25 protein-coding genes are annotated in these 22,862 nt (G+C 73.2%); 21 read left to right on the plus strand and 4 right to left on the minus strand.

The genetic code is table 11. The annotated features are described in order from the left end of the window. The 3 genes from metK to VFO68_RS10170 all read left to right on the plus strand — a co-directional run. On the plus strand, nt 1-1,195 hold a 1,195-nt coding region (gene metK, locus VFO68_RS10160; RefSeq protein WP_325157955.1), incomplete at its 5' end, for a methionine adenosyltransferase. Between the two features lie 145 nt (nt 1,196-1,340). After that, nucleotides 1,341-1,745: a DUF5313 family protein gene (locus tag VFO68_RS10165; RefSeq protein ID WP_325157956.1), complete on the plus strand. Its 405-nt coding sequence runs from the start codon at nt 1,341-1,343 to the stop codon at nt 1,743-1,745. 25 nt (nt 1,746-1,770) lie between these two features. After that, complete coding sequence (locus VFO68_RS10170; protein ID WP_325157957.1) at nt 1,771-3,765, plus strand: primosomal protein N'; 1,995 nt, start codon at nt 1,771-1,773, stop codon at nt 3,763-3,765. Here VFO68_RS10170 and VFO68_RS10175 read toward each other — a convergent pair. Both VFO68_RS10175 and VFO68_RS10180 read right to left on the minus strand, forming a co-directional pair. Continuing rightward, nucleotides 3,758-5,113, minus strand: coding sequence for a hypothetical protein (locus VFO68_RS10175; RefSeq protein ID WP_325157958.1), 1,356 nt, complete (start codon nt 5,111-5,113; stop codon nt 3,758-3,760). The genes VFO68_RS10170 and VFO68_RS10175 overlap by 8 nt on opposite strands. Beyond that, complete coding sequence (locus VFO68_RS10180; protein ID WP_325157959.1) at nt 5,106-5,687, minus strand: RNA polymerase sigma factor; 582 nt, start codon at nt 5,685-5,687, stop codon at nt 5,106-5,108. Before VFO68_RS10180 ends, VFO68_RS10175 begins: the two co-directional genes overlap by 8 nt. A 126-nt stretch (nt 5,688-5,813) precedes the next feature. Here VFO68_RS10180 and def point away from each other — a divergent pair, with 126 nt between their 5' ends. From def to VFO68_RS10230, 10 genes are all read left to right on the plus strand, one after another. Continuing rightward, the gene (gene def / locus VFO68_RS10185) at nt 5,814-6,368 is read left to right on the plus strand and encodes a peptide deformylase (protein WP_325157960.1); all 555 of its coding nucleotides are present in this window, start codon (nt 5,814-5,816) and stop codon (nt 6,366-6,368) included. Then, the gene (fmt, locus tag VFO68_RS10190; protein WP_325157961.1) at nt 6,365-7,291 is read left to right on the plus strand and encodes a methionyl-tRNA formyltransferase; all 927 of its coding nucleotides are present in this window, start codon (nt 6,365-6,367) and stop codon (nt 7,289-7,291) included. The genes def and fmt overlap by 4 nt, the downstream gene beginning before the upstream one ends. Then, complete coding sequence (locus tag VFO68_RS10195) at nt 7,288-8,718, plus strand: RsmB/NOP family class I SAM-dependent RNA methyltransferase (RefSeq protein WP_325157962.1); 1,431 nt, start codon at nt 7,288-7,290, stop codon at nt 8,716-8,718. Before fmt ends, VFO68_RS10195 begins: the two co-directional genes overlap by 4 nt. A gap of 20 nt (nt 8,719-8,738) precedes the next feature. Then, nucleotides 8,739-9,236, plus strand: coding sequence for a flavoprotein (locus VFO68_RS10200; RefSeq protein WP_325157976.1), 498 nt, complete (start codon nt 8,739-8,741; stop codon nt 9,234-9,236). Continuing rightward, on the plus strand, nt 9,233-10,216 hold the full coding sequence (locus tag VFO68_RS10205) for an asparaginase (RefSeq protein WP_325157963.1): 984 nt from the start codon (nt 9,233-9,235) through the stop codon (nt 10,214-10,216). The genes VFO68_RS10200 and VFO68_RS10205 overlap by 4 nt, the downstream gene beginning before the upstream one ends. A gap of 37 nt (nt 10,217-10,253) precedes the next feature. Next, nucleotides 10,254-10,913 carry a ribulose-phosphate 3-epimerase gene (rpe, locus tag VFO68_RS10210; protein WP_325157977.1) on the plus strand — a complete coding sequence of 220 codons (660 nt, stop codon included), beginning with the start codon at nt 10,254-10,256 and terminating at the stop codon, nt 10,911-10,913. Between the two features lie 13 nt (nt 10,914-10,926). Next, on the plus strand, nt 10,927-11,589 hold the full coding sequence (locus tag VFO68_RS10215) for a riboflavin synthase (RefSeq protein ID WP_325157964.1): 663 nt from the start codon (nt 10,927-10,929) through the stop codon (nt 11,587-11,589). Beyond that, entirely contained in the window at nt 11,582-12,820 is a 1,239-nt protein-coding gene (locus VFO68_RS10220; RefSeq protein WP_325157965.1) for a bifunctional 3,4-dihydroxy-2-butanone-4-phosphate synthase/GTP cyclohydrolase II, read from the plus strand. Before VFO68_RS10215 ends, VFO68_RS10220 begins: the two co-directional genes overlap by 8 nt. Before the next feature lie 70 nt (nt 12,821-12,890). Next, nucleotides 12,891-13,388 (plus strand): 6,7-dimethyl-8-ribityllumazine synthase, encoded by a 498-nt coding sequence (gene ribH / locus VFO68_RS10225; protein WP_325157966.1) that lies wholly within the window; start codon nt 12,891-12,893, stop codon nt 13,386-13,388. Then, nucleotides 13,385-13,825: a PH domain-containing protein gene (locus VFO68_RS10230; RefSeq protein ID WP_325157967.1), complete on the plus strand. Its 441-nt coding sequence runs from the start codon at nt 13,385-13,387 to the stop codon at nt 13,823-13,825. The genes ribH and VFO68_RS10230 overlap by 4 nt, the downstream gene beginning before the upstream one ends. Before the next feature lie 25 nt (nt 13,826-13,850). On the opposite strand, the gene VFO68_RS10235 is transcribed toward VFO68_RS10230, so the two are convergent. Continuing rightward, the gene (locus tag VFO68_RS10235) at nt 13,851-14,051 is read right to left on the minus strand and encodes a DUF6186 family protein (protein ID WP_325157968.1); all 201 of its coding nucleotides are present in this window, start codon (nt 14,049-14,051) and stop codon (nt 13,851-13,853) included. After that, nucleotides 14,048-14,443 carry a hypothetical protein gene (locus VFO68_RS10240; protein ID WP_325157969.1) on the minus strand — a complete coding sequence of 132 codons (396 nt, stop codon included), beginning with the start codon at nt 14,441-14,443 and terminating at the stop codon, nt 14,048-14,050. Before VFO68_RS10240 ends, VFO68_RS10235 begins: the two co-directional genes overlap by 4 nt. Before the next feature lie 135 nt (nt 14,444-14,578). Between VFO68_RS10240 and VFO68_RS10245 the strand changes: the two genes are divergently transcribed. The 8 genes from VFO68_RS10245 to VFO68_RS10280 form a co-directional block, all read left to right on the plus strand. Next, nucleotides 14,579-15,079, plus strand: a complete 501-nt coding sequence (locus tag VFO68_RS10245) for a Rieske (2Fe-2S) protein (protein ID WP_325157970.1) — start codon at nt 14,579-14,581, stop codon at nt 15,077-15,079. 96 nt (nt 15,080-15,175) lie between these two features. Then, on the plus strand, nt 15,176-15,379 hold the full coding sequence (locus VFO68_RS10250) for a hypothetical protein (RefSeq protein ID WP_325157971.1): 204 nt from the start codon (nt 15,176-15,178) through the stop codon (nt 15,377-15,379). Between the two features lie 56 nt (nt 15,380-15,435). Then, a complete protein-coding gene (uvrC, locus tag VFO68_RS10255; RefSeq protein WP_325157972.1) occupies nt 15,436-17,394 on the plus strand; it encodes an excinuclease ABC subunit UvrC in 1,959 nt (652 codons plus the stop codon). Continuing rightward, nucleotides 17,394-18,314 carry an RNase adapter RapZ gene (gene rapZ / locus VFO68_RS10260; RefSeq protein WP_325157978.1) on the plus strand — a complete coding sequence of 307 codons (921 nt, stop codon included), beginning with the start codon at nt 17,394-17,396 and terminating at the stop codon, nt 18,312-18,314. The genes uvrC and rapZ overlap by 1 nt, the downstream gene beginning before the upstream one ends. A gap of 19 nt (nt 18,315-18,333) precedes the next feature. After that, nucleotides 18,334-19,284, plus strand: a complete 951-nt coding sequence (locus VFO68_RS10265) for a uridine diphosphate-N-acetylglucosamine-binding protein YvcK (protein WP_325157979.1) — start codon at nt 18,334-18,336, stop codon at nt 19,282-19,284. 96 nt (nt 19,285-19,380) lie between these two features. Then, the gene (gene whiA, locus VFO68_RS10270) at nt 19,381-20,367 is read left to right on the plus strand and encodes a DNA-binding protein WhiA (protein WP_325157973.1); all 987 of its coding nucleotides are present in this window, start codon (nt 19,381-19,383) and stop codon (nt 20,365-20,367) included. Between the two features lie 339 nt (nt 20,368-20,706). Continuing rightward, nucleotides 20,707-21,711, plus strand: coding sequence for a type I glyceraldehyde-3-phosphate dehydrogenase (gene gap, locus VFO68_RS10275; RefSeq protein WP_325157974.1), 1,005 nt, complete (start codon nt 20,707-20,709; stop codon nt 21,709-21,711). Next, a partial coding sequence (locus VFO68_RS10280) for a phosphoglycerate kinase (RefSeq protein WP_325157975.1) occupies nt 21,708-22,862 on the plus strand: 1,155 nt, incomplete at its 3' end. The genes gap and VFO68_RS10280, both read left to right, overlap by 4 nt.

A 22,862-nucleotide genomic window follows, 5' to 3' on the forward strand; every position in this document is an offset into this window, starting at 1 on the left:
GTTCACCTCCGAGTCCGTCACCGAGGGGCACCCCGACAAGATCTGCGACGCGATCAGCGACTCGGTGCTCGACGCGCTGCTCGCCGACGATCCGAAGTCTCGGGTCGCGGTCGAGACACTGGTCACCACCGGTCAGGTGCACGTGGTCGGCGAGGTCACGACGTCGGCGAAGGAAGCGTTCGCCGACATCACCAACACGGTGCGCGAACGCATCCTCGAGATCGGCTACGACTCGTCGGACAAGGGCTTCGATGGCACCACGTGCGGCGTGAACATCGGCATCGGGGCGCAGTCGCCCGACATCGCCCAAGGCGTCGACACCGCCCACGAGACCCGCGTCGAGGGCGCAGGCGATCCGCTGGACCTGCAGGGGGCCGGGGACCAGGGCCTGATGTTCGGTTACGCCATCAAGGACACCCCGGAGTTGATGCCGCTGCCGATCGCGATCGCGCACCGACTGTCGCGCCGGCTGACCGAGGTCCGGAAGAACGGCGTGCTGGGCTATCTGCGCCCCGACGGCAAGACGCAGGTCACCGTTCAGTACGACGGCACCACGCCGGTCCGGTTGGACACGGTCGTGCTATCCACTCAGCACGCCGCGGGCGTCGACCTGAACGCGACGCTGACCCCCGACATCCGCGAGAAGGTCGTCAACACCGTCCTCAACGACCTCGCGCACGACTCGATGGACACCTCGGACTACCGGCTGCTGGTCAACCCGACCGGCAAGTTCGTGCTCGGCGGCCCGATGGGCGACGCGGGCCTGACCGGTCGCAAGATCATCGTCGACACCTACGGCGGCTGGGCGCGCCACGGCGGCGGTGCGTTCTCCGGCAAGGATCCGTCCAAGGTGGACCGTTCCGCGGCTTACGCGATGCGCTGGGTGGCAAAGAACGTGGTCGCTGCGGGCCTGGCGCAGCGAATCGAGGTCCAGGTGGCCTACGCGATCGGCAAGGCCGCCCCGGTCGGGCTGTTCGTCGAGACCTTCGGCACCGAGAACGTGGACCCGGCCAAGATCCAGCAGGCGATCACCCAGGTCTTCGACCTGCGCCCGGCCGCGATCATCCGCGACCTGGACCTGCTGCGCCCGATCTACGCGCAGACCGCCGCCTACGGCCACTTCGGCCGCCCGGAGCTGGACCTGCCGTGGGAGCGCACCGACCGCGCCGACGACCTGAAGAGCGCCGCAGGCTGATCCGCCTCTCCGGAATTTGTGCGGTCGTTGCGTTCGGCGACCGGGTGCGGATATCGGGTGGATTGTGGCTGGGTGCCGTCACGGTCCCCTGAGGTAGCTGCTGGTTGGGCGCCGGTTTCGCAGAGTGTCCGGGGCGGGATCTAGCATGGGCCGGGTGAGGGCGAAGCGCCCGAACCCGGCCCGCTGGCTGTGGTACGCGGTGGGCGGGCGGTTGCCGGGCGAGTACCGCGAGTGGGTGCTCTACGACCTGACCTGCGGCACCTGGGTGCTGCGGCACCTGTCCCGGGCGGTGGTGCCGCACCTTGCCTGGCTCCTGCTCCTGCTGCTGCCCATTCCGCTGTCCCTGCGGCTCGGAATGATCATCACCGGGATGTTCATCGGGCTGTTCTTCTCGCTGTCCTTCATGGAGGACTCCTGCGAGCGCCGGCTGATCCAGCACGGCTTCCCGGTCGGGCTCAACCGCACGATCCGGGAGGAGTCCGACCCGGCGCAGCGGGCCGAGCTCGCGGCGATGTACGCCGCCTACTACACCACCGATCCGGACGTCTGAGCGTGCTGTCTGGTAGACCAGCGGCGTGAAGGGCGAGCGGCGACCGGCGGAGGCACTGCCGGTCGCGCGCGTGCAGGTGGACGTCCAGCCCGCCCATCTCGACCGGCCGTTCGACTACCTGGTGCCGGCCGAGCTCGACGCCACCGCGGTGCCCGGCTGCCGGGTCCGGGTGCGCTTCGCCGGGCAGCGGGTGGACGGCTTCCTGCTGGAGCGGGTCGCGGAGTCGGACTTCACGGGCAAGCTGGAGTACCTGGACCGGGTGGTGTCCGCCGAGCCGGTGCTCACCCCGGAGATCGCGGCGCTGGCCCGGACCGTGGCCGACCGCTACGGCGGCACGATGATCGACGTGCTCCGGCTGGCGATCCCGCCCCGGCACGGCCGGGTGGAGGCGGAGCCGGCCGCCGGGCCGCCCGACCCCGTCCCGGTGCCGCAGACCACCGAATGGGCCCGCTACCCGAGGGGCGCGTCGTTCCTGGACGCGCTGCGGGAGGGCCGCCGCGCGCAGGCGGTGTGGCAGGCGCTGCCCGGCGAGGACTGGCCGGCCCGGCTGGCCGAGGTGGCGGCGACCGCCGCGGCCACCGGTCGGGCCGCCGTGCTCGTCGTGCCGGACCACCGGGACGTGGCGCGGCTGCACCGGGCCTGCGTCGCGCTGGCCGGCGAGTCCGCCGTGGTGGCGCTGTCGGCCGACCTCGGGCCGGCCCGGCGCTACCGCCGGTGGTTGGCCGGGCTGCGCGGCAGCGCCCGGATCGTGGTGGGCACCCGGGCGACCGCGTTCGCCCCGGTGCGGCGGCCGGGCGTGTTCGTGGTCTGGGACGACGGCGACGACCTGCACGCCGACCCCCGCGCGCCGTACCCGCACGTGCGGGACGTGCTGGTCGCGCGGGCCCACCTGGCCGGCGCCGCGCTGCTGGTCGGCGGGATCGCCCGCACCGCCGAGGCACAGCTGCTGGTCGACTCCGGCTGGGCGCCGGAGATCGTCGGCACGCGCGAGGCGGTCCGGGCCGGAGCGCCCCGGGTCACCGCGATCGGCGAGCACGACTCGCAGCTGGTCCGGGACCCGGCGGCGCGGGCGGCCCGGATCCCGTCCGTGGCCTTCGAGGCGGCCCGGGCCGCGCTGGCCGCCGACGCGCCGGTGCTGGTGCAGGTGCCCCGGGCCGGCTACGTGCCGGCGCTGTCCTGCCAGAGCTGCCGCGCGCCGGCCCGCTGCCGGCGCTGTGCCGGCCCGCTGGCGTTGCGCGGCGGTGAGCGCGACGACGGGGCGAGCGCACCGGCGTGCCGCTGGTGCGGCGCCCCGGACGCCACGTTCCGGTGCACCGCGTGCGGCTCACGGCTGCTGCGGGCGGTCGTGGTGGGGGCCCGGCGCACCGCCGAGGAGCTCGGCCGCGCGTTCTCCGGCGTGCCGGTGCTCACCTCCGGGGCCAGCCAGGTGCTGGCCGAGGTGGACCCGGGCCCGGCGCTGGTGGTCGCGACGCCCGGGGCGGAGCCGGTGGCCCCCGGCGGCTACGGCGCCGCGCTGCTGCTGGACGGCTGGGCGTTGCTCGGCCGGGCCGACCTGCGTGCCGCCGAGGAGGCGCTGCGCCGCTGGATGGCGGCGGCCGCCCTGGTCCGGCCCGGCGGCGACGGCGGCCGGGTGGTCGTGCTCGCCGAGTCGGCACTGGCTCCGGTGCAGGCGCTGGTCCGCTGGGATCCGGCCTGGCACGCCGCGCAGGAGTTGGCCGCGCGCACCGAGCTGGGCTTCCCACCGGCCGTGCGGATGGCCACCGTGGACGGCGCGCCCAAGGCGGTCGCCGGCTTCCTGGAGGACCTGGCGCTGCCGCCGTCCGGCGAGATCCTCGGTCCGGTGCCACTCGGCGAGCCGGGCCTGGGCGGCGAGCCGGAGCGGGAGCGGGCGTTGCTGCGCGTGCCCCGGTCCGACGGCCGCGCGCTGGCGGCGGCCCTCACCGCCGCCGCCGCCGTGCGGGCCGCGCGCAAGGAACCCGACCCGGTCCGGGTCCAGCTCGACCCGCTGGAGATCATCTGATCTGCAGCGGCCCCGCGTAGACCTCGGCGCCCGCGGCGTTCCTGAGCACCACGGTGAGCTCGGGTGGCGCACTGCCCGCCGCCGGCGACCAGCCGACCGTGACGGCGAAGGCGCCGGACTGGATCGGGACCGGGGTCGGCTCCCGGTCCGGACCGTCCACCTCCATGGCGGTCACATCCGCACGGAGCACGCCCAGCAGGACCTCCTGCCGGTCGACGCCGATGAACGCCCAGGTGACGACCTGAATGGGGTCGGCGGTCCTGGGTTGCCCCGGCACCGGCATGAACGCGTAGGTGGGGGTGACCGCGTCGGGGTTGTCGCGGTCGGTGCGGTTGCCGACCGACGAGCAGGTCACCACCTCCTGGCCGGACCGGGCGAGCACGGCCCGGTACGGCCCCGGTTCGGTGATCGCCGCCGCCTGCCAGAGCCGCGGGTCGATCACGGCGGTGTCCGACCTGGCCAGGCACTCGGCGAGGAAGCGGCCCTGGTCGGACTGGTCGGGGGGCGGGACCGCGCGGTCGGTCGCCGACACCAGGGGGGCCGGCGGGGCCGGAAGATCCAGCTCCGGATAGGACTGGCCCCGGGCCGGCTCGCCGGGCGCGGGCGGTGTGCTCACCGTGTCGCCGGCGAAGGTCGGCAGCTCCGGACGTCCCGACTCGATCCGGCGAACCGTGGCCCGGGAACCGGTGCCGGTGGCCATGTCCGTGAACGCGACGAACAGCCCGCCCTTGACGTAGGTCTCGGTGTGTTGCGCGGCGCCGGACGGGGCGACCGAGACGATCATCATCGACTGCCAGGCCGGGTCGGCCACGCCGCCGAGCCCGCCGTCGGCGCTGACCAGCATGGCCGCGGTCGTGCTGCCGCGCGCATGACGGGGTTGCGCGTTCGGGTCCGTGACGGTCACCGTCGTCCGCGTCGTCTCACAGAACAACGGCTTGCCGGCGGCCCGGGCGGCGGTCACCGTCCGGCCGAAGTTGGACACCTCGAACACCGGGGTCCAGCTCTCCCGCGGCGGCGCCGACGCGGCCTTGCCGGCCTGCTGCAGCGCCGTCCAGCACCGGTCCAGGTTCGCCGCGGCGGCCACCGGGTCCAATGGCGGCGGCACCAGCGCGGAGGACGTCGGCGGGACCGGCGCGGGCCCACCGCCCGGCCAGCCGGTCACCGACTGCATGACGATCACGGCGCCGGTGGCCAGCACTGCGACGCTGGCCGCGGCCGCGAGCGGCGGCCGGGCCCGGTCCGGCCAGGACCGGCGCCGGCCGACGCCGGTGAGCACGGTGGCCCTGATCCGGTCGCGCACGTCCGCCGGCAGCTTCCGGCGGGGCGGCAGATCCAGGTCGTCAGTCATGGCTTACCTCCAGCCGGGTACGCAATCTGGCCCGGGCGCGGGAGATCCGGGAGCGGATGCTCACCTCGGCCACCCCGAGCAGTTCGGCGGCGTCGGCCGTGCTGAGCTCGCCGAGCAGGCACAGCTCGACCGCCTGCCGTTCGGCGTTCGGCAGGCCGCGCACCGCCTCCAGGACGGCACGCAGCCTGCGGTCGTCGTCCACCCGGCCGGCCACGGTGTCGGCGTGGTCGGCCACCGCGGCGGCGACCGGGAGCCGGCGGGCCGCGCGGAGGAACCGGGTGTCCCGCCGGTACTCGCTGCGGGCGAGGTTGGCGGCCACCGCGTACAGCCAGGGCAGCGCGCTGTCCCGGACCAGCGTCACCGTGCGGCGTTTGCGCCACGCGGTCAGGAAGGTGGACGAGGTGAGGTCCTCGGCCCGGCTCCACGATCCGGTCAGCCGGTAGGCGTGGTTCCACACCGCGTCGACGTGCCGCTCGAACAGCTCCGTGAACGCCGCCGCGCTGCCGCCGGCCGCGTGCCGCCACAGCTCGCCGTCACTGGTCGCCGCGCGCGCCGTGTCAGGTTCGGCCGGCATCCCCACCCCCGAGATCTGGATCCGTCGACGCTCTCATACCGGGAAGTGCCCGATGCCGGGCCATCCGTTGCAGCTTCGCGGTGCCTAAACTGGGCGCGGCCGTCCCACCGCGTTCGAGGGAGTTCCGTGACCGTTCAGCCGATCCGGCTCTTTGGGGATCCGGTGCTGCGTACCCGGGCAACCGAGGTCGTCGACTTCGACAAGGAACTGGCCAACCTGGTCCGGGACCTGATGGACACGATGGAGTCCAAGAACGGCGCCGGGCTCGCCGCGCCGCAGCTCGGCGTGGGCCTGCGGGTGTTCACCTACAACTGCGACGGCGCCACCGGGCACCTGGTCAACCCCACCTGGACCGCGCTGGGCGAGGAGTACCAGGACGGCGAAGAGGGCTGCCTGTCCATTCCCGGCATGTACTGGGACTGCCGCCGGCACCGGGACGTGGTGGCGCGCGGCTGGAACATGCACGGCGAGCCGGTCGAGATCCACGGCAGCGAGATGCTGGCCCGCTGTATCCAGCACGAGACCGACCACCTGGACGGCGTGTTGTTCGTCGACCGGCTGGACGCCGAGACCCGCAAGGCGGCGATGAAGGCGATCCGCGCCGCCGACTGGTTCGACGGCGCCACGCCCACGATCAAGGAGAACCCGCACCCGCTGTTCGGTGGGGAGACCGTTCGGTGAGGGTGGTCTTCGCCGGGACACCGGAGCCGGCGCTGCCGTCACTGCGGGCGTTCCTGGCGTCCGACCGGCACGAGGTGCTCGCCGTGGTCACCCGGCCGGACGCCCCGGCCGGGCGGGGCCGGCACGTGCTGCGGTCCCCGGTGGCGGCGCTGGCCGACGAGCACGGCATCGAGGTGCTCACCCCGCACAAGGTGTCCGAGCCGGCCTTCCTCGACCGGTTGCGGGAGCTGGCCCCGGACTGCTGCCCGGTGGTCGCCTACGGCGCGCTGCTGCCCCAGGCGGCGCTGGACATCCCGCAGCACGGCTGGATCAACCTGCACTTCTCGCTGCTGCCGGCATGGCGGGGCGCGGCGCCGGTGCAGGCGGCCGTGCGGGCCGGGGACGACATCACCGGGGCGAGCACGTTCCGGATCGTCAAGGAGCTCGACGCCGGGCCGGTGTTCGGGGTGTTGACCGAGGCGGTCCGGCCCGGCGACACCTCGGGCGACCTGCTGGACCGGCTGGCCGAGGCGGGCGCCCAGCTGCTGCTGTCCACTGTGGACGGAGTGCAGGACGGCACGCTGGAACCGGTGCCCCAGCCCGAGGACGGCGCGAGCTACGCGCACAAGGTCACCGTCGAGGACGCCCGGGTCGACTTCGGCGCACCGGCGCACGCGGTCGACCGGCTGGTCCGGGCGATGACCCCGGATCCCGGCGCCTGGGCGGGTTTCCGCGACGAGCGGATCAAGCTCGGCCCGGTCGCGGTCACTGGCGGCGATCCGCTGGGCCCGGGCGAGCTGCGCGTGGAACGCAAACAGGTTCTGGTCGGCACCGCGACGAAACCGGTGCGGCTGGGCGAGGTGCAGGCACAGGGCAAGAAGCGGATGCCGGCCACCGACTGGGCCCGCGGGGTACGCATCGAACCAGGGGAGAGATTGAGTTGACCCAACCTGGCCGGCGATCCGGCCGGCCGTCCCGGCCGCGTGGACCGCATCCGCCGCGCCGGTCCCACCACCCGAGCCGGCCGCCCGCCGACGACCCGGCCCGGCAGGCGGCGCTGGACACCCTGCGCGCGGTCCGGCACCGGGACGCCTACGCGAACCTGCTGCTGCCACAGTTGTTGCGGGAGCGGCGGATCACCGGCCGGGACGCCGCGCTGGCCACCGAGCTGGCCTATGGCGCCTGCCGGCTCACCGGGCTGCTCGACCAGGTGCTGGCCGCCTGTGTCGACCGGCCACTGGCCAAAGTGGAGCCCGAGCTGCTGGACGCGCTCCGGCTGGGCTCGTACCAGTTGCTGCGCACCAGGATTCCCGCACACGCAGCGGTCGACTCCACTGTGGACCTGGTCCGCGCCGAGCTCGGCTCGCGGGTCGCCGGGTTCGTCAACGCCGTGCTGCGCAAGGTTTCCGAGCACGACGAGGAGACCTGGGTCAGCCGGCTCGCGCCGGACGCCGAGCAGGATCCGGTCGGTCACCTGGCGGTGCGCACCGCGCACCCGCGTTGGGTGGCCCGGGCCTTCGCCGACGCCCTCGGCGACACCGGCGCGGAGCTGGAGGCCGCGCTCCTCGCGGACAACGAGCGGCCGGTGGTCCATCTGGTCGCGCGGCCCGGTGAGGTGAGCGCCGAGGAGCTCGCCGCGATGACCGGCGGCGAACCCGCGCCGTACTCGCCGTACGGGGTGCGGCTGGAGCAGGGCGCCGGCGACCCGGGTGAGCTCGGCCCGGTCCGGGAGCGGCTGGCGGCGGTGCAGGACGAGGGCAGCCAGTTGTGCGCGCTGGCCCTGACCCGCCCCGCGCTGGACGGCCCCGACCTGCGCTGGCTGGACCTGTGCGCCGGGCCGGGAGGCAAGGCCGCGCTGCTCGGGGCCCTGGCCGGGATCAACGGCGGCACCCTGGACGCGGTGGAGCAGGCGCCGCACCGGGCCAAGCTGACCGAGCAGTACACCGATGGCCTGCCGGTCACCGTGCACGTCGCCGACGGCCGGGACAGCGGGCTGCCGGCCGGCGCCTTCGACCGGGTCCTGGTCGACGCGCCGTGCACCGGCCTGGGCGCCCTGCGCCGCCGGCCCGAAGCCCGGTGGCGCCGCCAGCCCTCCGACGTCGGCGAGCTGACCCGGTTGCAGCGCGAGCTGCTCACCGCCGCGGTCGGGCTGGTGCGGCCGGGCGGGGTGGTGGCCTACGTGGTGTGCTCGCCGCACCTGGCCGAGACGGTGGGCGTGGTTTCCGAGGTGGTGCGCCGCACCGGGGTGACCCCGCTGGACGCCCGCGAGTCGTTCCCGGACCTGCCCGGCGTGGACGCCGGTCCGCACGTGCAGCTCTGGCCGCACCGGCACGGCACCGACGCGATGTTCTGCGCGTTGCTGCGCAAGTGAGCGAGCTTGCGAGCGAACCGATGACGCTGGGTCTGGTCGCGTCGGCCGGCGGCGGTATGGACGTGCGGCTGCGGCGCGAGGTGGCCGAGCCGGCCGCGCGCCGGGGCTGGCGCCTGGCGATCACCGTGACCCCGGCCGCCGCCCGCTGGCTGGACTCGGCCGGCGAGTTGGACCGGCTGCGCGGCCTCACCGAACTGCCGGTGCGCAGCGAGCCCCGGCTGCCCACCGAGCCCAAGCCGTACCCGATGCCCGACGGGTTCCTGTTCGTGCCCGCCACGGCGAACTCGCTGGCCAAGCTCGCCCTCGGGATCGCCGACAACCAGGCGCTGACCGCGCTCGGCGAGGCGGTGGGAGCCGGGGTGCCGGTGGTGGTCCGGCCGCAGGCCGACGACAACCAGCGCCGGCATCCGGCCTGGGCCGCGCACCTGGCGACGCTGCGCGGGGCCGGGGTGCTGGTCGACGACGGTCCGGCCGACGCCCCCTGGGAGCCGTTGCTCGATCTGCTGGGCTGGTCATGACCACGCGGATCGCCACGATCGCGATGGGCGGAACCATCGCCATGACGCCGGACGCCACCGGCGGCGTGGTGCCCACCCTGACGGCCGACGACCTGGTCGCCGCCGTGCCCGGCCTCGCCGACCTGGACCTGAAGATCACCACCCGCACGCTGTGGGCGCTGCCCAGCGGCTCGATCACGTTCGCGCACCTGGCAGAGCTGGTCGCGGCGATCCGGGCGGAGATCGCCGACGGGGCCGGCGGCGTGGTGGTCACCCAGGGCACCGACACCATCGAGGAGACGGTGTTCTTCCTGGACCTGACCGTGCCCGGGCCGGAGCCGGTGGTGGTGACCGGCGCCATGCGGCACCCGAGCCTGGCCGGCCCGGACGGACCGGCGAACCTGCTGGCCGCGATCCAGGTGGCCGCGAGCCCGGCCGCCCGCGGCCTGGGCGGACTGGTGGTGTTCTCCGACGAGGTGCACGCCGCCCGGCTGGTCCGCAAGACGCACACGGCGAGCACCGGCGCGTTCGTCTCCCCGGGGTTCGGCCCGCTCGGCCTGGTGGTGGAGGGCGTTCCCCGGTTGCTCACCACCCCGGGTGCCCGTCCGCACGTGCCGATCGGCCCGGCGCTGGACCGGGTCCGGGTCGGGGTGGTCCCGATGGCCCTCGGCGACGACGGCGAACTGCTGCGCCGGGTCGGCGACGGCTTCGACGGCCTGGTGCTCGCCGGGGTCGGCGCCGGGCACGTGCCCGACCGGGTGGTTCCGGTGGTGGCCGACGTGGCCGCTCGGATCCCGGTCGTGCTCGCCTCGCGGGCCGGAGCCGGGGCGATGCTCACCCACACCTACTCCTACCCCGGCTCGGAACAGGACCTGATCGGCCGGGGCCTGATCCCGTCCGGGTTCCTCGACCCGTACAAGGCCCGCGTGCTGCTGCACCTCCTGCTCGCCGGCGGCGCGGATCGAACCGAGATAGCCAGCACGTTCGAGCGGTTCGGCTGACCCCTGCGCCTAAGCTCGTGGTGTGACGGCCGCACCGATGATCGCGCCCAGCATCCTGTCCGCCGACTTCGCCCGGCTCGCCGACGAGGTCGCGGCGGTGCCCGGGGCGGACTGGCTGCACGTCGACGTGATGGACGCGCACTTCGTCCCGAACCTGACGATCGGTCTGCCGGTGGTCGAGGCGCTGCTGCGGGTGACCGACATCCCGCTGGACTGTCACCTGATGATCGATGACCCGGACACCTGGGCGGTCCGCTACGCCGAGGCCGGGGCGCACAACGTCACGGTGCACGTCGAGGCCGCCGCCGACCCGGTCCGGATCGCCAAGCAGGTGCGGGCCGAAGGCGCCAGGGCGGGCCTGTCGGTCAAGCCGAACACCCCGCTGGAGCCCTACGTCGAGCTGCTGCGGCACTACGACACGCTGCTGGTGATGTCGGTCGAGCCCGGCTTCGGCGGGCAGAAGTTCATCCCCGAGGTGCTGGCGAAGGTGCGCGCCGCGCGCCGGCTGGTGGACGGCGGCGAGCTGACCGTGCTGGTCGAGATCGACGGCGGTATCAACGAGGACACCATCGAGCAGGCCGCGGCGGCCGGGGTGGACTGCTTCGTGGCCGGCTCGGCGGTCTACGGCGCGGCGGACCCGGCGGCGACGGTGGCCGGGCTGCGGCGGGCCGCGGCCGCGGCGTCCGGCCGGAACTGAGGAGGGCCGACAAGTGTTCACCGGAATCGTCGAGGAGCTGGGCGAGATCACGGCGGTGGACCTGCTGCCCGACGTGGCCCGGCTGACCGTGCACGGCCCGGTGGTCACCTCGGACGCACATCCGGGCGACTCGATCGCGGTCAACGGGGTATGCCTGACCGTGGTGGAGGCCACCGCCGGCTCGTTCACCGTGGACGTGGTGCACGAGACGTTGCGCCGGTCCAGTCTGGACAAGGTTCAGGCCGGCGACCGGGTCAACCTGGAGCGGGCGGCCGCGCTGGGACAACGGATGGGCGGGCACATCGTGCAGGGCCACGTGGACGGGGTGGGGGTGCTGCGCGGCCGCGACGACAACGGCCTGACCTGGTTCTCCGTGCCGGCCGCGCTGACCAGGTACATCGTGGCGAAGGGGTCGATCACCATCGACGGGGCCTCGCTGACCGTCGTCGACGTGACCGCGGACGAGGTGTCGATCGCGCTGATCCCGACCACGCTGGAGCTGACCACGCTGGGCTTTCGGCAGCCCGGGGACCTGGTCAACCTCGAGGTGGACGTGCTGGCGAAGTACGTGGAGAAGTTGGCTCTGCCACATGTCGTGCGACAGGACAACACCGCACGTCTGGAGAGCACCGAGGGGGAGAGAATGTCCCTGACGAGGGAGGCCACGGATGCCTGATTTCGATGCCATCGAGCGGGCGGTCGTCGACATCGCCGACGGCCGGCCGGTCGTCGTCGTCGACGACGAGGAGCGGGAGAACGAGGGCGATCTGATCTTCGCGGCCGAGAAGGCCACGCCGGAGCTGCTGGCCTTCATGGTCCGCTACACGTCCGGCTACATCTGCGTGCCGCTCACCGAGGAAGACTGCGACCGGCTCGACCTGCCGCCGATGTACCACACCAACCAGGACCGCCGCGGCACCGCGTACACGGTCACGGTCGACGCGCGGGACGGCGTGTCCACCGGGATCTCGGCCGCCGACCGGGCGCGCACCATCCGGCTACTCGCCGACCCGGACTCCAAGCCGACCGACTTCACCCGCCCCGGCCACGTGGTCCCGTTGCGCGCCAAGGAGGGCGGCGTGCTGCGCCGACCCGGGCACACCGAGGCGGCGGTCGACCTGGCCCGGATGGCGGGCCTGCGAGCGGCCGGTGTGCTGTGCGAGATCGTGTCCCAGAAGGACGAGGGCGACATGGCCCGGCGGGACGAGCTGGAGGTGTTCGCCGCCGAGCACGACCTGACGATCATCTCGATCGCCGACCTGATCATGTACCGGCGGCGCACCGAGAAGCAGGTGGTCCGGGTCGGCGAGGCGCGGATCCCGACCAGGTACGGCACCTTCCGAGGGGTCGGCTACGACGGCGTGCTGGACGGCATCGAGCACATCGCGATGGTCTTCGGCGACCTCGGTGACGGGGAGAACGTGCTGGTCCGGGTGCACTCCGAGTGCCTGACCGGCGACGTGCTCGGGTCGCTGCGGTGCGACTGCGGCCCCCAGCTGGACGCCGCGCTGATGGCGGTGGCGGCCGAGGGCCGGGGCGTGGTGCTCTACATGCGCGGGCACGAGGGTCGCGGGATCGGCCTGACCCACAAGCTGCAGGCCTACCAGCTGCAGGACGACGGGCTGGACACCGTGGACGCCAACCTGGCGCTCGGCGTGCCGGCCGACGCCCGGGACTACGGGCAGGGCGCGCAGATCCTGGTCGATCTCGGGGTACGGTCCATGCGGCTGCTCACCAACAACCCGGCCAAGCGGGTCGGTCTGGACGGCTACGGCCTCATGATCGTCGACCGGGTGCCGCTGCCGATCCGGCCCAACCCGGAGAACCTGCGCTACCTGCGCACCAAGCGCGACCGGATGGGCCACGACCTGACCGACCTCGACCAGTACGACGGAGCTGGCACATGAGCGAGCGTGCGAGCGAATCAATGTCACAGGGCGTCCGGTCACGGCGGATCCGAGCCTGCGAGGAGACGACGTGAGTGGAGCGGGGCGGCCCGAGCCTGAGGTGCCGGACGGTTCCGGCCTGACGGTGGGCATCGCGGCGACCCGGTGGCACGCGCGGATCACCGACATGCTCGTCGAACGGGCGCTGGCCGCGGCGAAGCAGGCCGGGGTCGCCGAACCGACGGTGGTGCGGGTGGCCGGCGCGGTCGAGCTTCCCGTGGTGTGCCAGGAGTTGGCCCGGCGGCATGACGTGGTGGTGGCGCTCGGCGTGGTGATCCGGGGCGGCACGCCGCACTTCGAGTACGTGTGCGAAGCGGTCACCGCCGGGCTGACCCGGGTGGCGCTGGACGAGTCGACCCCGGTGGGCAACGGCGTGCTGACCGTCAACGACGAGCAGCAGGCGCTGGACCGGTGCGGGCTGCCGGGTTCGGCCGAGGACAAGGGTTTCGAGGCCTGCGTGGCCGCGATCGAGTCGGCGGTCGTGCTGCGCGGCCTGCGCCGGACCGGATCGGAGCTGGGGTTCCGGTGACCACGGAGGTGACCCTCGTGGTCCGGCCACGCCGGATCCGGCTGTTCACCGCGATCCCCGCGCTCCTCGTGATCGGGGCCTTCGTCGCGATCGCCCTGCTGCTCAAACGCGGCGACACCGGAGTGACGTTCCACACCTCCGACCAGTTCGCCATGGTCGGCATCGGCCTGTTGCTCGCCGCCGCCCTCCTCTGGCCGACCTGGCCCCGCGTCCGCGCCGACGCCGCCGGCATCGAGGTGCGCAACATGCTCGCACCCCGCCGCTTCGCCTGGACCGAGGTCCGCGCCGTCACCTTCCCCGACGGCGCCCGCTGGGCCCGCCTGGAGCTCCCCGCCGACGAGTACGTCCCCCTGCTGGCCATCCAAGCCCTCGACGGCGAACACGCCGTCACCGCCATGCGCCACCTCCGCCACCTCCACCGCCGGTCCACCCCCTAAACCCCCGGCGAGTCGCCACTTCCGGTCATCTGGCGAGGAAGTGCCAGCCGAGCCAGGCCCAGATCAGCACGGCGATGACTCGGGCGGTGCGGGTGCGGGTGAGGTGGGCGAGGGTTTCGCCGATGGTGGCCAGGCGGTCGCGGCGGAGCAGGGAGTAGGTCACCGCGATCGCCACGGCGGCGAACACCACGGCGAAGCCGATGATGATGATCGTCCGGTCGGTCATCGGGTCACCAGCCGCCAGCCGGCCCACAGCCACACCAGCCAGCCGACCACCCGCAGCGGGCCGTGTTCGAGGACCGGGTCCAGGAGGGTGGACAGGGTGGGGTCGGCGTAGCTGGCCCGGCTCCAGTCCGGCTGGCGCACGAACGCGTAGGCCTCCCAGGTGAGGCCGGCGGTGACGAGCAGTGACCAGACGAGCACGCCGCGGTGGAGCCGGGGGGAGGGCTGGGCAGCTTCGGTCGGCCGGCGTGCGGCGAGGACGAGGACGACGGTCGCGGGGACCAGCACGGCGATCGTCGCCGGCCAGCCGTGCGGTGCGAACGCGGCCCCGACCAGGGCGGTGGCGACCAGCGCGGACACCAGCAGGATCCGGGTCCAGGCGGCATCGAGCGTCACCGGGGCAGGGTACGGGCCGCGCGATGCTGTCGTTCGGCTATCAGGACTGAACCGTTCGGCGGGCATATGCGTACATCTGGGTGTATGCCTTAAGTGCTGAATCTCGTACGCAGAGTGATACCTAGGAGGGACTGCGTGACTGCTGCCGAGCCCACCACAGATCCGACAGCCAACACCTCGCGGCGCGAGCTGCTGTGCGGCCTCGTCGTCGCACTGCTGGCCCCGGGCGCGCTCGCCGCCGCGTGTAGTGACGACAGCCCGAGCGGCAGCGGCGGCGCCACCACCGGCGGCGGCGCCACCGGTACCGCGCCGGACGGCGGTGGCGGCGGTTCGGGCGGGGGCACCGTTCTCGCCGCGCTGACCAGCGTTCCCGAGGGCGGCGGCCTGATCGTGGACAAACCCGGTGGCGGCAAGTTGCTGCTGGTTCGTTCCTCCGGCGAGCAGGTGAAGGCCTACGACGCCTCCTGCACGCACATGGGCACCACCGTGGATCCGCCCAAGGGCGGCATGATCACCTGTCCGAACCACGGCAGCCAGTTCGACGTGGCGACCGGCGACGTCAAGAAGGGTCCGGCCACCGCGCCGCTGTCCACGGTGCCGGTCTCGGTCTCGGGGACCAACGTGGTGCTGGCCTGACGGCGGGCTTGACCGGCCGTCCAGCATCGTTCAACCCCCGGGCGCGACCATTGAGGCGAACCGTTGTGGCTGCCGGTAGTGCCCGGGGGGTAGACGATGAGACGACTGCCCATCTCCAACCGTGATCTCGAGCGGGTCATTCACAAGGCCTGGCTGGACCTCCAGCAGGCCCGCGTCGAGGCACACATCGTGCGGATCGTTTGGCACGAGCGCCTGATGAACGAGGCCCTCGACGAGCTCGCGGCCCGGCTCGGAGTCTCCGCTCCGGTCCGGATCCCCGCCGTGACGCCCGTCGGCTGAGTGCCCGACCGCACCACCTGACCGGGGTTGACGGTGCTCCACCGTAGGCTGACGGGGTGGCCGATCCGTCGACCTACCGTCCGTCTCCGGGGACCATTCCCGACGCCCCAGGCGTGTACAAGTTCCGGGACGAGAGCGGCCGGGTCATCTACGTCGGCAAGGCCAAGAGCCTGCGCAGCCGGTTGAACTCCTACTTCGCCGACATCTCGCTGCTGCACGCGCGCACCGCCCAGATGGTGACCACCGCCGCCGCCGTCGAGTGGACCGTGGTGTCCACCGAGGTCGAGGCGCTCCAGCTGGAGTACAACTGGATCAAGGAGTTCGACCCGCGGTTCAACGTCCGCTACCGGGACGACAAGTCCTACCCGGTGCTCGCGGTGACGCTGAACGAGGAGTTCCCCCGGCTGCACGTCTACCGCGGTCCGCGACGCCGGGGGGTGCGCTACTTCGGCCCGTACGCGCACGCCTGGGCCATCCGGGAGACGCTGGACCTGCTGCTGCGGGTCTTCCCGGCCCGCACCTGCTCGGCCGGGGTGTTCAAACGGCACGGGCAGATCGGCCGGCCGTGCCTGCTCGGCTACATCGGCAAGTGCTCCGCGCCGTGCGTGGGCCGGGTGTCCGCCGACGAGCACCGCGGGATCGTCGAGGACTTCTGCGACTTCCTCGCCGGGCGCACCGACACGATGATGCGCCGGCTCGACCGGGAGATGAACGCGGCCAGCGCCGCGTTGGAGTTCGAGCGCGCCGCCCGGCTGCGCGACGACCTGGGCGCGCTGCGCCGGGCGATGGAGAAGCAGGCGGTGGTGCTCGGCTCGGGCACCGACGCCGACGTGGTGGCCTTCGCGCAGGACGACCTGGCGGCCGCGGTCCAGGTGTTCCACGTGCGCGGCGGGCGGGTGCGCGGGCAGCGCGGCTGGGTGGTCGACAAGGTCGACATGACCGGGCGGGTGAGCGACACCGTCAACCTGGTCACCCAGTTCCTCACCCAGTTCTACGGCGACCAGGCGGCCTACGCCGCGGAGGGCGAGGCCGGCAGCGGCGTGCCGCGCGAGGTGCTGGTTCCGGAGTGTCCGGAGGACACCGAGCCGATCGAGCAGTGGCTGTCCGGGTTGCGGGGCGCCCGGGTGCGGGTGCGGGTGCCGCAGCGCGGCGACAAGAAGGCCCTGATGGAGACCGTCGAGCGCAACGCCAAGGAGGCGTTCACCCAGCACAAGCTGCGCCGGGCGGGCGACCTGACGGCGCGTTCGGCCGCGCTGCAGGAGTTGCAGGACGCGCTGGGGCTGGACACCGCGCCGCTGCGGATCGAGTGCATCGACATCAGCCACATCCAGGGCAGTGACGTGGTCGCCTCGCTGGTGGTGTTCGAGGACGGGCTGGCCCGCAAGTCCGAGTACCGCCGGTTCGCCATCCGGGAGGCGGCCACCGAGGGCGACGTGGCCGCGGTCGCCGAGGTGGTCCGCCGCCGGTTCTACCGCTATCTCAACGAGTCCAACGGGCTCGGGCCGAACCCGGGCGTGGACCCCGAAACCGGCCGGCCGCGCAAGTTCGCCTACGCGCCGAACCTGCTCGTGGTGGACGGCGCCGGCCCGCAGGCCAACGCCGCGGCCGACGTGCTGGCCGGCATGGGGATCAGCGACGTGGCGGTGATCGGTCTGGCCAAGCGGCTGGAGGAGGTGTGGCTGCCGGCCGAGGCGGAGCCGTGCATCCTGCCGCGCAGCAGCGAGGGGCTCTACCTGCTGCAGCGGGTCCGGGACGAGGCGCACCGGTTCGCGATCAGCTACCACCGGCAGCGCCGGTCCAAGCGGCTGACCGCCTCCGCGCTGGACGGCATCCCGGGGCTCGGGCAGACCAGGAAGTCCGCCCTGCTGAAGCATTTCGGCTCGCTGAAGCGACTGCGGGAAGCGAGTGTCGAGGAGATCAGCGGTGCGCCGGGCATCGGTGCGGCGACCGCGCAGGCGGTGCACGCGGCGCTGACGGCGCCGGCACCGGCGAGTAACGACAACGAGGGGACATGATGGTGACCGACGAAGCGGGTTCCACGGCGGTGCCGCAGGAACCGGGCCGGCCGAGATCCGGGGTCGAGGTCGCGGTGGTGACCGGGCTGTCCGGCGCCGGGCGCAGCACGGCCGCCAAGTGTCTCGAGGACCTCGGCTGGTTCGTGGTGGACAACCTGCCGCCCGAGCTGATCTCCACCATGGTCGAGCTCGGGGCGCAGGCCCGCGGCGCGGTCACCAGGATCGCCGTGGTGATGGACGTGCGCAGCCGGGCGTTCACCGAGGACCTGGCCGCGATCATCAAGGATCTGGACGCCCGGGCCTACAAGCCGCGGGTGGTCTTCCTGGAGGCCACCGACGACGTGCTGGTGCGGCGGTTCGAGGCGGTCCGGCGGGGCCACCCGCTGCAGGGCGACGGCCGGCTGATCGACGGGATCAAGGCCGAGCGCGAGCTGCTCACCCCGCTGCGCTCGGCGGCGGACCTGGTGCTGGACACCAGCACGCTGTCGGTGCACCAGTTGCGGGCCAAGATCGAGGACGCGTTCGGCACGGACGCCACCACGCGCACCCGGGTCACGGTGCTCTCGTTCGGCTACAAGTACGGCATCCCGATGGACGCCGACCTGGTGATGGACCTGCGGTTCCTGCCCAACCCGTTCTGGATCCCGGAGCTGAAGGACCTCACCGGCAAGGACGCCGACGTGCGCAACTACGTGCTCAGCCAGGAGGGCGCCGAGGAGTTCCTGGACCGCTACCACGAGCTGATGCGGCTGATCGGCGCCGGCTACCGGCGGGAGGGCAAGCGGTACCTGACCCTGGCCATCGGGTGCACCGGCGGCAAGCACCGCAGCGTGGCGATCTCCGAGGAGCTGGCCAGACGACTGTCCGACGAGGACGGCATGGCCGTGAAGGTGGTGCACCGCGATCTGGGCCGGGAGTGAGCCAGTGGTGACTGATGACCTGCGGGCGGTGGCGCTGGGCGGCGGACGCGGGCTGCACGCCTCGCTGTCGGCGCTGCGGCTGATCACGACCGAGGTGACCGCGGTGGTGACCGTCGCCGACGACGGCGGGTCGTCCGGCCGGCTGCGCCGGGAGCTGGGCCTGCTGCCACCCGGTGACCTGCGCAAGGCGCTGCTCGCGCTGGCCGGCGACACCGGTTCGCTGTGGAGCACGGTGTTCGGGCACCGGTTCGGCGGCACCGGCGCCCTGGCCGGGCACGCGGTGGGCAACCTGGTGCTGGCGGGCCTGCTCGAGGTGCTCGGCGACCCGGTCGCCGTGCTCGACGAGGTGGCCCGGATGCTGGACGTGCGGGGTCGGGTGCTGCCGATGTGCACCGAGCCGCTGGACATCGAGGCGGACGTGCTCGGGCTGGACGAGGACCGCACCGCGGTGCGCCGGATCCGTGGTCAGGTGGCCGTGGCGACCACGCCCGGCCGGGTGCAGCGGATCCGGTTGCACACCGCGGGCGACCCGGACGGCCTGCCCAAGGCCTGCCCGGAGGCCGTGGCGGCGGTGCGGGAGGCTGACGTGGTGCTGCTCGGTCCGGGTTCCTGGTTCACCAGCGTGTTGCCGCACCTGCTGGTGCCGGAGTTGCACGAGGCACTGGTCGAGACGGCCGCGAGCCGGATCGTGGTGCTCAACCTTGTCCCCCAGGCGGGGGAAACCGCGGGCTTCTCGCCCGAGCAGCACCTGCAGGTGCTGCTCCAGCACGCCCCGCGGCTTAGGGTCGACGCGGTGATCGCGGATGCCGACTCGGTGTCCACTCCGGATCGGCTGCGCCGGGCGGCGGCCGAACTGGGCGCGGGTGCGTGTCTGGACCGGGTGGCGGCCTCCGGGGCGCCCGAACGGCACGATCCCACCGCCCTCGCGGACAGCCTGCGTCGTGCGCTCGGCCGGACGCGGGGAACGTGACGGCGGCGCGCGGAGTCCGTAGGTGGTGGGATGTAGGGCGGCGGGAGTGCGCCCCGCGGCGTGGAGGGTGCGTCGGCGCGTGGGAGAGGAGGAGTCGTGGCGATGACGGCTGCGGTCAAGGACGAGCTCAGCCGGCTGGCGGTGTCCAAGACCTGCTGCCGGCGGGCGGAGGTCTCCTCCCTGCTGCGGTTCGCCGGGGGCCTGCACATCGTGGGCGGTCGGGTCGTGGTGGAGGCGGAGCTGGACACCGGGGCCGCGGCCCGGCGGCTGCGCAAGGAGATCCACGACCTGTACGGACACCAGTCGGACGTGCACGTGATCTCCGCGGGCGGGCTGCGCAAGGGCACCCGGTACGTGGTGCGGGTGGTCAAGGACGGTGACGGGCTGGCCCGGCAGACCGGTCTGCTCGACCAGCGCGGCCGGCCGGTGCGCGGGTTGCCGGCGCCGGTGGTGTCCGGGGGCGTGTGCGACGCGGAGGCTGCCTGGCGCGGGGCGTTCCTGGCGCACGGCTCGCTCACCGAGCCCGGCCGGTCCTCGGCGCTGGAGGTGACCTGTCCCGGTCCGGAGGCGGCGCTGGCCCTGGTGGGCGCGGCCCGCCGGATGGGTATCCAGGCCAAGTCCCGCGAGGTGCGCGGGGCGGACCGGGTGGTGGTCCGGGACGGGGACGCGATCAGCGCGATGCTCACCCGGTTGGGGGCTCATTCCAGCGTGCTGGCCTGGGAGGAGCGCCGGATGCGGCGCGAGGTCCGGGCCACGGCCAACCGCCTGGCCAACTTCGACGACGCGAACCTGCGCCGGTCGGCCCGGGCCGCGGTGGCGGCGGCCGCGCGGGTGCAGCGGGCGATGGAGATCCTCGGTCCGGAGGCCCCCGATCACCTCACCGCAGCGGGAAAGCTCCGGCTGGCCAACCGGCAGGCGTCGCTGGAGGAGTTGGGCCAGCTCTCCGAACCGCCGATGACCAAGGACGCGGTGGCCGGGCGGATCCGCCGGCTGCTGGCCATGGCGGACAAGCGGGCCAAGGAACTCGGCGTGCCGGACACGGAGTCCGCGGTCACCCCGGAGATGCTGGAAGCCGAGGTCTGAGCCCTGCCCGTTGGTGCCGGCGGCGCCGCACCTCGGGGCCGAAAAGGTCGTACCGGTGCGTATCTACGGGCCGGCCGGACACTCCTGTCCTAGTGGGGGGTGCTGGTCAGGGCGGTGGACGAGGGGCCACTGCGCTCGGCCGGCGGGAGTGGATGAAGTGGATGGATAACCGGTGGAACCCGCCTGGCTTTTGGGGGTCGGGCGGGTTTCATCATCTCCTCGGCTGCCGACGCGCGTCTGATTCGATACAGTTGACTACCCGACAGTGCCGGGGGACCCGGTGTCCGCTGGCGCTATGGTGATTCGCGGGACCAGGCAGCAAGTACGAGGAGACGTACCGTGACGGTTCGGGTAGGGGTCAACGGCTTCGGCCGCATCGGACGCAACTTCTGGCGGGCCGTCAAGGCCGGCGGCCAGGACATCGAGATCGTGGCGTTCAACGATCTCGGTGACGTGCCGACCATGGCGCACCTGCTGAAGTACGACAGCGTGTTCGGCCGGCTGCCCTACGAGGTCCGGGCCACCGGCGAGGGCATCGAGGTCGACGGAAAGACGATCAAGGGCTTCGCCGAGCGGGACCCGGGCAAGCTGCCCTGGAAGGACCTCGGGGTCGACGTGGTGATCGAGTCGACCGGGTTCTTCACCAAGGCCGCCGACGCGCGCAAGCACATCGACGGGGGCGGCGCCAAGAAGGTGCTCATCTCCGCGCCGGCCAAGGACGAGGACCTGACCGTGGTGCTCGGCGCCAACGAGTCGGCCTTCGACGGCTCCCAGACGATCATCTCCAACGCCTCGTGCACCACCAACTGTCTTGCGCCGCTGGCCAAGGTGCTGCACGACGCGCTCACCATCGAGCGCGGGCTGATGACCACGATCCACGCCTACACCGGGGACCAGAACATCGTCGACGGCCCGCACAAGGACCTGCGCCGGGCCCGTGCGGCGGCGCTGTCCATCGTGCCCACCTCCACCGGTGCGGCCAAGGCGATCGGACTGGTGCTGCCGGAGTTGAAGGGCAAGCTGGACGGCTACGCGCTGCGGGTGCCGGTGCCGGACGGCTCGGCCACCGACCTCACCGTGACCGTCGGCCGGGAGACCTCGGTGGACGAGGTCAACGCGCTGTACCGGGCGGCCGCCGACGGCCCGCTGAAGAACATCCTGCGCTACAGCGACGAACCGATCGTCTCCGCCGACATCGTGGGCGACCCGGCCTCGTGCATCTACGACGCGCCGCTGACCAAGGTGATCGGCAACCAGGTCAAGGTCGTCGGCTGGTACGACAACGAGTGGGGCTACTCCAACCGGTTGGCCGACCTGACCGTGCTGGTCGGTTCGAAGCTGTGAGGTCCCTGGACGACCTGCTCGCCGAGGATCTGGACGGGCGGCGCGTGCTGGTGCGCGCCGACCTGAACGTCCCCCTGGACGGCGGCACGATCACCGACGACGGCCGGGTGCGCGCGTCACTGCCGACGATCCGCAAGCTGGCCGGGGCCGGCGCGCGGGTGGTGGTGACCGCCCACCTGGGCCGGCCCAAGGGCAGCCCGGACCCGAAGTACTCGCTGAAACCGGTGGCCGCCCGGCTGGGCGAACTGCTGGACACCACGGTCCCGCTGGCCGCCGATCTGGTCGGCCCGTCCGCGCGGTCCACAGTGGACGCACTGGCGCCGGGAGCGGTGGCGTTGCTGGAGAACGTGCGGTTCGACGCGCGCGAGACCAGCAAGGACCAGGCCGAGCGGGCCGCCCTCGCGGCGGAGCTGGCCGCGCTGGTCGAGCCGGGCGGCGCGTTCGTGTCGGACGGGTTCGGCGTGGTGCACCGCAAGCAGGCCTCGGTCTACGACGTGGCGAGCCGGCTGCCGGCCTACGCCGGCGATCTGGTGCTGGCCGAGCTGACCGTGCTGCGCCGGCTTGCCGGCGAGGCGGACCGGCCCTACGTCGTGGTGCTCGGCGGTTCCAAGGTCTCCGACAAGCTGGCCGTGATCGAGGCGCTGCTGCCCCGGGTCGACCGGCTGCTGGTCGGGGGCGGCATGTGCTTCACGTTCCTCGCCGCACAGGGCCACGGGGTCGGTGACTCGCTGCTCGAGTCGGACATGGTGGACACCTGCAAGCGGCTGCTCGGCGACGCCGGCGAGAAGATCCTGCTGCCCACCGACGTGGTGGTGGCCGACGACTTCTCCGCCGAGGCGAACACCCGGACGGTCGCCGCCGAAGCGATCCCGGACGGCTGGAAGGGCCTGGACATCGGCCCGGACACGGTGCGCGCCTTCGCCGGGGCGCTTGCCGACGCCGCCACGGTGTTCTGGAACGGCCCGATGGGCGTCTTCGAACTGGCCCCGTTCGCCGAGGGGACCCGGGGGGTCGCGTCGGCGATCGCCGAGTCGTCGGCGTTCAGCGTGGTGGGCGGCGGCGACTCGGCCGCGGCGGTGCGCCAACTCGGGCTCCCGGAGCAGAAGTTCTCGCACATCTCCACCGGTGGCGGAGCGTCCCTGGAGTTCCTG

It is taken from the genome of Actinophytocola sp. (assembly GCF_035712165.1).
Classification (GTDB): Bacteria; Actinomycetota; Actinomycetes; order Mycobacteriales; family Pseudonocardiaceae; genus DASYTH01.

Coding starts and splice junctions, on each gene's coding strand:
- VFO68_RS10165 (WP_325157956.1), top strand. CDS start 1,341: ATGGGCCGGGTGAGGGCGAAGCGCCCGAACCCGGCCCGCTGGCTGTGG.
- VFO68_RS10175 (WP_325157958.1), bottom strand. CDS start 5,113: ATGACTGACGACCTGGATCTGCCGCCCCGCCGGAAGCTGCCGGCGGAC.
- VFO68_RS10180 (WP_325157959.1), bottom strand. CDS start 5,687: ATGCCGGCCGAACCTGACACGGCGCGCGCGGCGACCAGTGACGGCGAG.
- VFO68_RS10200 (WP_325157976.1), top strand. CDS start 8,739: ATGACGCTGGGTCTGGTCGCGTCGGCCGGCGGCGGTATGGACGTGCGG.
- VFO68_RS10205 (WP_325157963.1), top strand. CDS start 9,233: ATGACCACGCGGATCGCCACGATCGCGATGGGCGGAACCATCGCCATG.
- rpe (WP_325157977.1), top strand. CDS start 10,254: ATGATCGCGCCCAGCATCCTGTCCGCCGACTTCGCCCGGCTCGCCGAC.
- VFO68_RS10220 (WP_325157965.1), top strand. CDS start 11,582: ATGCCTGATTTCGATGCCATCGAGCGGGCGGTCGTCGACATCGCCGAC.
- VFO68_RS10235 (WP_325157968.1), bottom strand. CDS start 14,051: ATGACCGACCGGACGATCATCATCATCGGCTTCGCCGTGGTGTTCGCC.
- VFO68_RS10250 (WP_325157971.1), top strand. CDS start 15,176: ATGAGACGACTGCCCATCTCCAACCGTGATCTCGAGCGGGTCATTCAC.
- rapZ (WP_325157978.1), top strand. CDS start 17,394: ATGGTGACCGACGAAGCGGGTTCCACGGCGGTGCCGCAGGAACCGGGC.